The 11825-nt window shown below is 49.6% G+C and carries 12 protein-coding genes; 7 read left to right on the forward strand and 5 right to left on the reverse strand.

All coding sequences use genetic code 11. The features are described 5' to 3' along the window. Positions 1 to 167: 167 nt before the first annotated feature. The 3 genes from B5G10_RS09840 to B5G10_RS09850 form a co-directional block, all read right to left on the reverse strand. Positions 168 to 827, reverse strand: a complete 660-nt coding sequence (locus tag B5G10_RS09840; RefSeq protein ID WP_087424555.1) for an ABC transporter ATP-binding protein — start codon at positions 825 to 827, stop codon at positions 168 to 170. After that, positions 808 to 1698, reverse strand: coding sequence for a zinc ABC transporter substrate-binding protein (locus B5G10_RS09845; protein ID WP_087424556.1), 891 nt, complete (start codon positions 1696 to 1698; stop codon positions 808 to 810). Before B5G10_RS09845 ends, B5G10_RS09840 begins: the two co-directional genes overlap by 20 nt. Positions 1699 to 1855: 157 nt before the next feature. Continuing rightward, positions 1856 to 2389 (reverse strand): GNAT family N-acetyltransferase, encoded by a 534-nt coding sequence (locus tag B5G10_RS09850; protein ID WP_143241118.1) that lies wholly within the window; start codon positions 2387 to 2389, stop codon positions 1856 to 1858. Between the two features lie 364 nt (positions 2390 to 2753). On the opposite strand from B5G10_RS09850, the gene B5G10_RS09855 reads away from it, so the two are divergent. The 4 genes from B5G10_RS09855 to B5G10_RS09870 all read left to right on the forward strand — a co-directional run bounded on the left by B5G10_RS09855 (position 2754) and on the right by B5G10_RS09870 (position 6323). Beyond that, entirely contained in the window at positions 2754 to 3230 is a 477-nt protein-coding gene (locus B5G10_RS09855; RefSeq protein WP_087424558.1) for an Lrp/AsnC ligand binding domain-containing protein, read from the forward strand. A gap of 99 nt (positions 3231 to 3329) precedes the next feature. Further along, entirely contained in the window at positions 3330 to 4130 is an 801-nt protein-coding gene (locus B5G10_RS09860) for an inositol monophosphatase family protein (protein ID WP_087424559.1), read from the forward strand. 172 nt (positions 4131 to 4302) lie between these two features. Beyond that, complete coding sequence (trpS, locus tag B5G10_RS09865) at positions 4303 to 5361, forward strand: tryptophan--tRNA ligase (RefSeq protein WP_087424560.1); 1059 nt, start codon at positions 4303 to 4305, stop codon at positions 5359 to 5361. Positions 5362 to 5378: 17 nt separating this feature from the next. Beyond that, positions 5379 to 6323: a cation diffusion facilitator family transporter gene (locus B5G10_RS09870; RefSeq protein WP_087424561.1), complete on the forward strand. Its 945-nt coding sequence runs from the start codon at positions 5379 to 5381 to the stop codon at positions 6321 to 6323. 100 nt (positions 6324 to 6423) lie between these two features. Here the strand turns inward: B5G10_RS09870 and dprA are convergent, their stop codons facing one another. Both dprA and B5G10_RS09880 read right to left on the reverse strand, forming a co-directional pair. Then, the gene (dprA, locus tag B5G10_RS09875; RefSeq protein ID WP_087424562.1) at positions 6424 to 7521 is read right to left on the reverse strand and encodes a DNA-processing protein DprA; all 1098 of its coding nucleotides are present in this window, start codon (positions 7519 to 7521) and stop codon (positions 6424 to 6426) included. Between the two features lie 21 nt (positions 7522 to 7542). After that, positions 7543 to 7944: an acyl-CoA thioesterase gene (locus B5G10_RS09880; protein ID WP_087424563.1), complete on the reverse strand. Its 402-nt coding sequence runs from the start codon at positions 7942 to 7944 to the stop codon at positions 7543 to 7545. A 476-nt stretch (positions 7945 to 8420) separates the two neighbouring features. Here B5G10_RS09880 and B5G10_RS09885 point away from each other — a divergent pair, with 476 nt between their 5' ends. From B5G10_RS09885 to B5G10_RS09900, 3 genes are all read left to right on the forward strand, one after another. Continuing rightward, the gene (locus B5G10_RS09885; RefSeq protein ID WP_087424564.1) at positions 8421 to 8906 is read left to right on the forward strand and encodes a CD225/dispanin family protein; all 486 of its coding nucleotides are present in this window, start codon (positions 8421 to 8423) and stop codon (positions 8904 to 8906) included. A 549-nt stretch (positions 8907 to 9455) separates the two neighbouring features. After that, positions 9456 to 10661, forward strand: a complete 1206-nt coding sequence (locus B5G10_RS09895; protein WP_087424566.1) for a carcinine hydrolase/isopenicillin-N N-acyltransferase family protein — start codon at positions 9456 to 9458, stop codon at positions 10659 to 10661. Positions 10662 to 10708: 47 nt separating this feature from the next. Further along, positions 10709 to 11803 (forward strand): acyltransferase family protein, encoded by a 1095-nt coding sequence (locus B5G10_RS09900; protein WP_143241119.1) that lies wholly within the window; start codon positions 10709 to 10711, stop codon positions 11801 to 11803. Positions 11804 to 11825: the final 22 nt, after the last annotated feature.

The following is an 11825-nucleotide window of genomic DNA, read 5'->3' on the forward strand; positions in this document are numbered from 1 at the left end:
CCTCTTTTTTATATTCATACCTCAGATGGAGGATGATGGAGGGGAGTCTCATGCCCCTCTTACGGAGTGGTTCTTGTTCGTAGAATATAGGTAAGGCAAAGGGCATTGATAATCTTTTGTGAGAATATATCAATGCCCTTTGTAGGTCTTGAGGGTATGGAACTGGTCTATCGGTCGCCCAAGGTATGATTGATGTAGAGGTTGCGGTTCGACAGGGTGATAAAGGGCTCTATCTCGTGCGAGACCATCATAATGGTGGTGCCACGGCTCGAGAGGTCGCGCAGAATTTCAACCATACGCCCTTCGAACGGGCGGTCGATATACGACGAGGGTTCGTCGAGAATGAGCATCTCGGGTTGTGAGATAAGGGCACGGCCAAAGAGGGCGCGTTGCAGTTGTCCGCCCGAGAGTACCCCGATGGGTTTCTCGCGCAGTGCCGTTATGCCCATGAGGTCGAGCATGCGGTCGGTCTCTTGCTTCTGTATCGCTTTGGATTGTTTGGCACTTTTACCCATGAGCCCCGAGGCTACTACATCTTCTACCGTAATGGGAAACCGGCTGTCGATACTGCTCTTTTGAGGCAGGTACCCGATGTCGAGCGAGGGGACTTCCTCTCTATCCTTATAAAAATAGACGGCCCCTTGAGTCGGTTTCTGTAATCCCAGTATGGTGCGCAGCAGCGAGGTCTTGCCCCCGCCGTTGGGCCCCGATACCAGTAGAAAGTCTCCCTCGAAGATGTCGAGGTTGATGTCTTCGAGTACGGTCTTGTCGGCATACGAGAGCCACAAGTCTTCGATAGCAATGATTTTATTCTCCAGCGATGGCATCGGTAATGCGTAAAAGTTCTTCTTTCCAGTTGTAGCTGAGCGGGTTGATGGATACTACTTTGCCATCGATTTCCTGGGCAAACGATTCGGCCTGTTTGGCATCGAATTCCTGTTGGATAAAGATGACTTTCACGTGCTTCTCCCGAGCTACGTCGATGGCTTTTTTCAAGTAGAAGGCCGAGGGTTCCTTGCCGTTATATTCGAGGCTCAGCTGGTGCAGGTGATAGTCTTTGGCCAGGTAGCTGAGCGACGGGTGGTAGATGGCAAACATCGTGCCTTTTACCGGTGCCAGTTTGCGAGTCATGATCGAATCGACCTGATTCACTTCGGCCAGCAGCTCCTCGTAGTTCTTGCGATATATCTTTTCGCCGGCGGGGTCGAGACTCACAAAGGCATCGTACATGTTCTTGGCGATGATGCGCACGTTTTTGGGCGAACTCCAGGTGTGGGGATCGGCATCGAAATGGTGGTGATGATTGTCGTTCTCGACCTCCGACTCGTTGTGCTCGTGTGTGCCCGTGAGAATATTGATACCTGTGGAGTTGTCGAATATCTTCATTTGCGGGTTGTTCTGCTCCAGTTTGTCCATCCAGGCCAACTCGAACCCGATGTGACCTATCTTGAAGTAGGCTACACTCTTGCCCAAGTGCACGAGGTGCGAGGGCGAAGGGTCATAGGCTTCGGGATTACTGCCGGGCGGTACAATGCAGTTAATGGCAAAACGGTCGCCGGCGATTTTTTCGGCAAAGTACTTTTGCGGTTGTATGGTTACGGTGACAATCTTTTGTTCTTTGTTCCCGGTCGAGCACGATACTGCAAAGAGTGTGAGCAGTATGCATGTGCAATATTTCAGAAAAGAATGATTTTTCATAATCAAACGTTTTGCCTCACGGCATATTTTTGTACAAAAATAGTATAATATCATTAATATTCCTTCTCTTGACGGCTATTTAATATGTTAAATCTGGCTTTTAACATTTTGCCAATCAGTGCGATTGACCTCGGGTGTGAGCTGTGTTCCGGCCCATCTATTCCACCCCATAGACTCGATTGTGAATACGGGTTACTACCGTGTCGAAAACCCGGTCAAGGTCAAAGTTGCCATACGACATGAGGTATAGTTCGAGCGGTTGGCGGTCGGGCGAGTAGGGGGGCTGAATATAGGGATGGGTATTCAGTACAAAGCCCAACCGTTGGTAAAAGGCGATGCGTCGCTTGCTGAGGTCGTCGGTGGGCTTCTCGACCTCGAGTACCGCCGGTTTGTCCAGCAGTTTCAGCAAAGCGGTCATGGCTTCGGCCCCATATCCGGCTCCCCGGAACCGGTTGTCGATGGCAAAATGCTCCATGTAGGTGAAGTCGCTCCACGGCCAATACGAGATAAATCCCACGGGTTGTTCTCCGTTCGACAGCAGGGCTATGGTGAAATCGTCGTTTTCCCGAAGCAGACGCACTACCTCGTCGAAGTCTCTTCGCTCGTCCTGGGGGAAAGAGTCGGTATAGACGCGCTCGATAAAACTAAGCGCAGCACCGTCATCGGGGCAGACTTGTGAAATTTGTATCATAGGGAGGTTGGTTATAAGTTGATACAAATATAATAGATTTAAAGGAATTTTTAAAAAGTATGGTCATAAAGTTTTCTTTATACCTGTCAACCGGCGTATAAATGGGAGTTGTCGCGATGTAACGAATCGGAAACAAGAGCCATTCTTAATACCTAATAGCCCTTTATTGAGCGTGTTGGCTGTGTCGTATATGCACATAATAGTTTCAAATTAAAACTATTTTGATGCACAAGTATTGGGCGAAGATCTTTATTAAGGCCGGTTTCCTGCAAAATTAACATCATCGTTAACTGAATCCTGTAAATTTATTACTATCTTTGTCCTCAGAATAATAAAACAGTTGTAAAAAATCGAAAAGAGAAACATGGGACATCATCAATTAGACGAATTAGACTATAAAATTCTGAAACTCATAGCTGCAAATGCTCGTATTCCTTTCCTCGAGGTCGCACGTGAGTGTAATGTTTCGGGAGCCGCAATTCATCAGAGAGTGCAAAAGTTGACCAATTTGGGTATCCTCAAAGGATCGGAATATATCATCGACTCAAACAAGATTGGTTTTGAGACCTGTGCCTATATGGGTTTCTATCTGAAAAATCCGGGAGACTTTGAGCATGTGGTTGAAGAGTTGCACAAGATTCCCGAGGTGGTCGAGTGTCATTTCACGACGGGTCAATACGATATGTTTATCAAACTCTTTGCCCGAAACAACCAACATCTGCTCGAGATTATTCACACCAAGTTGCAGCCCATCGGGCTATCACGCACCGAAACGTTGATTTCATTCCGCGAGATATTCAGACGTCAACTCCCCATCGAAGAGGTGGAAGACTTGGATTGAATCACAACCATGCACAAATGATTAAAGAGATATCAGTTGGCCCGGCTCGATTCCTTCAGGAAGAGGAGAGAGCTCGGGCCCTGTTTTTTTAGTACCGATATGGAACAGACGGAACAATTGCTAGCTTTTGCCCGGCAGTGTGCTCGGGAGGCGGGGAAGATACAGCTCGCCTACTTCAGGGGGGCACATTTGAATGTCGAGACCAAGTTTAATTTGCACGATGTGGTCACTGTGGCCGACAAAGAGAGCGAGCGTTATCTCATCGACGCGATTGCCAAGTCCTATCCCCAGCATGCCGTTTTGGGCGAGGAGAGTGGCATGCATGCGGGGCACAGCGACTATTGCTGGGTGATCGATCCGCTCGACGGCACCACCAATTACAGCCAGGGTTTACCCGTATTCACGGTTTCGATAGCCCTTCAATATCGGGGTGAAACCTTGTTGGGTGTGGTCTATGCACCCTATCTCGACGAGATGTACGAAGCCTGCCGGGGACGAGGAGCCTCGCTTAACGGTCATCCTATTCGGGTATCGACCAAAAGCGAAACGGCCCGATCGGTTGTGGCTACCGGTTTCCCCATCGACAAAGATCGTAACCCCGACAATAACCTCGACAACCTCTCCCGCATACTGCCTCGTGTGCGTGGGGTGCGTCGCATGGGGTCGGCGGCCTACGACTTGTGTAGTGTGGCCGCCGGATTTCTCGATGGCTACTGGGAGCTCAATCTGCACGAATGGGATGTCTGCGCCGGTATTCTTATCGTGACCGAGGCCGGTGGAGAGGTGCGTTCGTTTCGCGACGATCGCAACATCTCGATAGTGGCGGGCAATTCGTCGATGGTTGCCCAGCTTACGGCTTGCCTATCCGACAAGCCTTGGCGTGGAAATTTGTGCGTGTAAAAGGCGTTTTTTTCGGTGAGGCAGGTACCCAACTTATTGCTATTTTTGTACCTTTGCGGTCGTGTGCCGGGATTGTGTTGCCGGGCTTGTCCCCCGCGAGGGCTTAGAGCATTGGAACAAGTGCCGGTAAGGCACACAGCGAATGAATGTTAAGTATAAATTTTGTACGATAATGAAAGAAGTTGTAGTTAGTGGAATACGCTCCACGGGAAATTTACATTTGGGAAATTATTATGGTGCTCTGCGTAATTTTGTAAAAATGCAGGAGGAGGATAAGTACAACAGCTATTTCTTTATAGCCGATTGGCATGCCCTTACGACTCACCCCGATCCCAAGATGTTGCACGAGAATGTGCGCGACATCCTTTGTGAATATCTGGCTGCCGGACTCGACCCCGAGAAATCGACCCTTTTTGTACAAAGCGATGTGCCTGAAATCCCGGAGATGTATCTGCTGATGAATATGCACGTGGGTATCGGTGAGTTGATGCGTACCGCCTCGTTCAAGGATAAGGCTCGCAAGCAACTGGGCATCAAGGCCGATAGCGATGAAGATATCGAGCACGAGATTATAGGCAACAACACCAACAAGCGGGTGAATGCCGGTTTGCTCACATACCCCACACTCATGGCGGTCGATATTCTTATCCAGCACGGTAACTATGTGCCGGTGGGCAAGGACCAGGAACAACACCTGGAGCTGACCCGTCGTTTTGCTCGCCGCTTCAACTCGACCTATGGCGTCGAATATTTTGCCGAACCGCAGAATTTCAACTTCGGCAGCGAACCTATCAAGGTGCCCGGGCTCGACGGTTCGGGCAAGATGGGTAAGTCGGAGGGTAACTGCGTCTATTTGATTGACGACGAGAAGACCTTGCGCAAGAAAATCATGCGTGCCGTGACCGACGAAGGTCCCAAGGTGCCCAATTCGCCCAAGGCCGAGTCGGTAGAAAACCTCTTTACGCTGCTCAAGATTGTTTCGTCGCCCGACACGGTAGCCTACTTCGAGGAGAAATACAATACCTGCGAGATTCGCTATGGCGATTTGAAAAAGCAATTGGCCGAGGATATTCTCAAAGTCACCCTCCCCATTCGGGAACGTTTTCTCGAGATTCAGAGCGATGAGGCCTATCTGGCCCGCGTCGTGAAGATGGGTGCCGAAAAGGCTCGTGCAACGGCCTCAAAGACCCTGCGCGATGTGCGTGAGATCATGGGATTCAAACCGTTCTAAAAAATCACACATTGGTCATGGAACACCATCACCACCATCATCCGGCCCCCGACTTGCAGAAACTCAACCGGTCGTTCATCATCGGCATCGTGCTGAACGTGCTCTTCGTCCTGGCCGAGGCTGGAGCCGGTTTCTACTACGATTCGCTGGCTCTGCTTTCCGACGCCGGTCACAACCTGAGCGACGTGGTGAGTCTCGTATTGGCCCTCTTTGCCTTGCGCCTTTCGCTGGCGAAACCTTCGTTGCAATACACCTATGGCTACAAAAAGAGTACCGTGCTGGTGTCGTTACTCAATGCGGCCATTCTGTTCCTGGCTGTAGCGGTGATTCTCTATGAGAGTATCGACAAGCTGCGTCACCCTGCACCGCTCGACGGTAGTGCCATTGCCTGGGTGGCTGCGATTGGCATTGTGGTCAACGCCTTCACGGCCTACCTCTTCTTTGCCGACAAGTCGAAAGACCTGAATGTCAAGGGAGCCTACCTGCACATGGCGGCCGATACGTTGGTGTCGGTAGGGGTTTTGATTTCGGGTGTTGTCATCAAATATACGGGATGGGATATTATCGACCCCATTATCGGTATCGTGGTGGGCTTGGTGATTCTCTACTCCACCTGGCACCTGTTGCAGGAGAGTCTGCGCCTGGCGCTCGACGGTGTGCCCGAGGGTATCGATGTGGCTAAGGTAGAGCAGGTGCTCCAGTCCGACCCCGATGTCATCAACGTACATCACCTGCACATTTGGGCTATCAGTACCACGCAAACAGCGCTCACGGCTCATGTGGTAGTATCGGATATCACGCGTATGCATGAGGTGAAGCATCGATTGAAACAGGCTTTGCACGAGTTGGGCATCGATCACGCTACCTTCGAACTCGAGCTTCAGGAGGAGCATTGCGATGGTCATTGCGATTGTTGTGACGAGCATACCGATTGCGATGAGGACACGCAACCCTATTTGTAACGGATAGCAAGTCGAAAAGATATTTGGCGGGAGAAACGGAGAGAACATCTCTTTTTCTCCCGTTTTTTTGTGGAAGGATAGATTGGGAGAGGCTACCGAGTTACAGTTTGTAGATGCCGCCCGGAAGAGCCTTGACCACCCCCTTGAATTCCAGTTCGACCAGTACCGACAGCAGTTGCGACAGGGGTCGGTCCAACTCGACGGTCATGCGGTTTATCTGTCCTTCGCCCTTCGCCTTGAGATAGTCCACCAGGGTCTGTTCTTCGTCGGTAAGATCGGGGAAGAGCGAGCGTTGCACCGCCTCGCGCCGGGGCGCGTTCCAGCACATGGCCTCGACGAGATCGTCGGCCGAGGTGATGAGGGCTGCCCGGTTGCGACGGATGAGGTGGTTGCAGCCTGCCGAACTCTCGCGCTGTATGTCGCCCGGCAAGGCAAAGACATCGCGGTGATAGCTCTCGGCAATCCCTGCGGTGATAAGGGCTCCACCCTTTTCGCGCGACTCGACAATGACTACGGCGTCGGCCAGTCCCGCCACTATGCGGTTACGGGCTACGAAAAAGGCCGGATGCATGGCATGATAGCCTGGATACTCGGTAATCAAGCCTCCGTGAGTCACCATCTCAATAGCGGTGTTGCGGTGACTCGACGGGTAAATGTGGTCGAGCCCGTGAGCCAATACACCCACCGTGTCGAGTCCCTGTTTCAAGGCTGCACGGTGTGTACAGATGTCAATGCCGTAAGCCAGTCCGCTCACGATAACAAGTTGGGGAAAGTAATCGGCCAAGTCACGAATCATCGCTTCACAGAAACTGCGGCCGTAGTCGGTAGCCCGGCGTGTGCCCACCACACTTATCACCTTGGCCTCATTCAGATTGGCCGTGCCCCGGTAGTAGAGCAGAACAGGTGCATCGACACACTCGGTCAGCCGGTGAGGATAAGTCGGGTCGGTAAAGTAGAGAGGTACGATGTTTCCCTTCTGGATAAACTCCATCTCCTGTCGGGCCGCTTGCAATGCCGTGCGGCGGGCTTCGTCATGGAGAATACGCCCCGTGATACCCGTCATTTCCTGCAACTGCGATTCGGGCAACTCGAAGAAAAGCTCGAGTTCTCCCACTGTGTCGTGGATGTGCTGGGCCAGCGACTTGTTCATCCCCTTGATGCGGGAGAGCGCAATGCGATATACAATCTCGGGTTCCATGAAACGGGTTGGAGATAGGATTTATTGTATGAATTGCTCGAAGTAGGGAACAAACTCCTCGCCACGGGTGATGCGCCCTTGTGTGGTACACACCGTCTCGACCACAGCCTTGATACATAGTTCGCCCGATACCTTGTAAATATCCTGATAAAAGACAAACTTGATGCCCTCGCGGCGCATATAGAGCTTGCACACAAAGCGGTCGCGGCTGCGTAGCGGCGCCTTGTAGTTGATTTCCATGCGGTTCACCACCGGGTCGATGCCCCGTTCGCGCATCTCGACAAACGAGATACCTGCAGCAGCCAGAAATTCGTGGCGGGTATGTTCGAGATAATGCAGGTAGTTGGCGTTGTTGACGATGCCTTCCATATCGCACTCGTAGTCGCGCACCTGCATCTCCAGTTCAAAAATATATTGCGACATAGTCTTTCGGTTATTTATCATTTGCAAACTTACATAAAAAACGAAGAATTTTCCCTAAATCAGAGTGCCTTTTGTTATCGCAGGGGAAGAGTCTTGAAATAAATATTTTCTTGAGGGGAATAATGATTCTGTTGCAGGCTGTTTGGTAGAAACGATCCCCTGTATATGTGCGATTTTAGAATTTTACGGGAGTCAGTTCTTCTCGAGAGTAAAAAAGGGCCCGATATTTTTTTTATAAAAGTGCGTTCATAAAAAAAAAGTTATTATTTTTGAAATAATAAAATTGAATTGATACTGAGAATTGTGCCATTTTGGACTCGGGAATCAGTTTGATGGAATAAAAATTAGTATGGGGACGAAGCAAATAATCAATGCATAGGGGGCAGGATAGAGAAGTGTAATGCTATACTATTCTCTATGTCATGATATTTGTTTACTTATTAAAAGGGATATTAAACAATAACTAATATTGAAGTATGGAATACTATTTTTACTTGAATGATCGTAATGAGCAGCAAGGACCTATTTCGGCCGATCAGCTGGCTTCACGTGGTGTGACTCTCAATACGAAGGTGTGGAAACAGGGTATGTCTCAGTGGCAATCGGTCAGTGAAATTCCTGAATTGGTAGCATTGTTTGAACAACAGCAAAGAGGGGCAACACCCCCGCCTCCTCCTCCAGCTTTTGATACGGTACCTCCGACTCCAAGACCGCAGCCAGTACCCTCAAAACCCGATAATTTGTTGGTCTGGTCTATTTTGACTACGGTCCTTTGTTGTCTCCCGTTGGGTATTGTGGCTATTGTTTATTCAAGTAAAGTAGATTCTCTGTGGACCGAGGGTAAATATGAAGAAGCCAGAAAAGCGGCCGAAAGTGCTAAAATCTATTGCCTTGTTTCTTTGGGATTGGGTATCATAGGTGGTATCATAGGATTCCTGGCCGGATTTTTGAGCGCATTATAACCGATGAAGAAGGCAATTGTCTTGCTGGTAATTTTGTGTGGACTCGGGATTTACTTTATGATAGATCCCGAGTCTGTCTCGTTTATGCCTCGTTGTGTATTTCATTGGTGCACTGGATTGGACTGCCCGGCGTGTGGCACGCAGCGTGCCATGCACCAGTTGCTCCATGGTCATTTGCGTGAGGCTTTTGCCTATAATCCTTTTTTGCTGATCTCTCTCCCTTATCTGGGAGGTCTGATCTTATGCCGCTGGTTCAATAACAAAGGATGGTTTGATGGGCTGAAGAGAGTCTGTTATCATCCCGTAATGGTTAATATTTATCTGATTCTACTGGTAGCTTGGTGGATTGGACGGAATATTTGGTTGCACAACGGGTAATGACTTGAAAACTATTTCTACTGGGAGGATACTGCTGGATAAAGCTCTTTCGAGTTTTAGAAATCGGGTATAATTTTTTTTGATGTGGATAGCCGGGGCATGGTGCGCTAATTTGTGCGTGTCGGGTAGTTGTTTCATGGATTTTTCCTAAGTTTGTAAAAAATCAAGGTTATGTATAAGCGGTTGTCACTTCTCTTACTCTTGTGTGTGGTGGCCGGGGTATCGGCTTGGGCCTGTACGTCGGCCGTGGTTTCGGGTCGGGTGACCCCCGACGGGCGTCCACTCCTGTGGAAGCATCGTGACGCCTCGGACCTCAACAACCGCATCGTGCGCTTCGATGCCGTCAAGGGGCAATTCTCTTTCGTGGGAGTGGTCAACGGTACCGACACGCTGGCCCGCGAGGTGTGGACCGGCTACAACAGCGAGGGGTTTGCCGTGATGAATACGGCTTCGTATAACCTCAAGAGCGATACCTCGTCGCTGGCCGACCGCGAGGGGATAGTGATGAAGCGGGCTTTGGGTTGCTGTCGCACGGTCGATGACTTTGCCCGACTGCTCGACGAGTGGCCCCGGCCTATCGGGGTAGAGGCCAACTTCGGGGTAATCGATGCCGAGGGCGGTGCCGCCTATTTCGAGGTGAACAATTATGAGGTGACTCGCTACGACGTAGCCGATAGTCCCGATGGCTATCTGTTGCGCACCAACTACTCGATGTCGGGCCGCACCGATGAGGGATTCGGTTATATCCGTTACGACAATGCTGCCCGCCTTTTTGCTCCTGTGGCTGCTCAAAAAGCCATTACGGCCGAGTGGCTGACGGGCGTCTGCTCCCGTTCGTTTTATCACGATTTCCTGGACCGGGACTTCTCGGGCGACCATTGGGTAGTCGATCAGGATTTCATTCCTCGATACAGCACTTCGGCATCGTTGGTGGTCGAGGGGGTAAAGCCCGGGGAGTCGCCGCTGTTCACCACCATGTGGACGGTGTTGGGTTATCCGCCCTGTTCGGTGGTATTGCCGGTGTGGCTTGGTTGCAACAGCGGGGTGCCTGCTCTGTTGCAGGCCAGCGATGGCACGTTGCGTTCGCCTCTGTGCGAGTGGTCCAATGCGTTGAAGCACGAGGCTTTCCCCGTTGTGCGTGGCAGCGGGTCGCACTATCTGCACATGGCACGTCTCTTCCGTCCCGACGGTAGCGGTATTACCCAACAGCTGCTCAATCTCGAGAAGAAGGTCTATGCTCAAAGCCGAGCGCTGCTCGATGAGGCCCGCCACTCCGGCTTGTGGAACGACCGGCGGGTAGAGAAGACGTTGAGTGACATTCAAGAAGAGGTATCTCAAACGTTCTCTCGAATATTGAAGCAAACCCATGAAAAATAATTTCGAAGGCGGTGTCTTATTGCCTTCATAACGGTCTAAGAATACAGATGGTATTAAATGATGATGTAACTCTTTCAAAAACAATTACGTTTTTGAGGTTCCCGTTGATTGTAGCGGTAATTTTTATTCACACAAACTTGAGTGGAGTGGTGATTAATGGCGCGTTATTGGAAGATGGGGCCCAATTCCATATATATAGGCTGGTGCATTATATCATAAAGGAAGATCTTTCTCGAACAGCAGTACCTCTCTTTTTCTTTTTCTCGGGGTTCTTGTTTTTTTATCACTCCGATTTCTCATTTCGGGTATATGGACAAAAATTGAAGAAACGTGTTCGAACTTTGTTGATTCCATATATATTTTGGAACATAGTAGTCTTGTTGTTTACCCTGTTATCCCAACTATTTCTTTCTTCCATGACATCGGGCAGGAGCAGGTTAATAGCAGATTACACTTGGTTGGATTGGTTGAATCTGTTTTGGAGCCATTGGGATGAAATGCCTATCTGTTATCAGTTATGGTTTATACGAGATTTGATGATTGTTATCATCTTTACTCCGATACTTTATTATGCCATTAAGTATGGGAAAATAGTTACACTTCTCATACTTGGAGGGCTATGGTTGGCATTTGATACATCTGCTAAAGCCCCGGGCTTCAGCTTGGCTGCTTTTTTCTTCTTTACTTTTGGCGCCTGGTATAGTATTAACAAGCAGAATTTTACGGTCAGTTTCCGATTCATGCGTTGGCCGGCAACTTTTGTATATTTGAGTTTGGTTGCGCTGGATACCTGGTTGTGGTATCGTGGTGTGACCGGCTTCCCTTATATAAACAGGCTGGGCATTGTTGTGGGACTGTTTGCCGTCATTTCCTGGACTGCATATGGCATAAAGAAAGAAGATTTGCACACCAGTGCTTTGTTGGCCGGAAGTTCCTTCTTCGTTTATGCTTATCATGGAGTACCTTTGGCTTTTGTTGTAAAGTATTGGGTAAAATTGTTGTACCCCATTAGTGAGTCGATGATGTTATTGAGTTACTTGCTGATACCGTTTTTCATTGCGGGTATAGGGGTTTGTATATATGCATTATTGCGCAAGTATCTACCTGCCACGACGGCATTAATTACAGGGGGACGTTTATGAGCCGAGAGAGGTTGTGATATGG

Source organism: Barnesiella sp. An55 (assembly GCF_002161555.1).
Classification (GTDB): domain Bacteria; phylum Bacteroidota; class Bacteroidia; order Bacteroidales; family Barnesiellaceae; genus Barnesiella; species Barnesiella merdipullorum.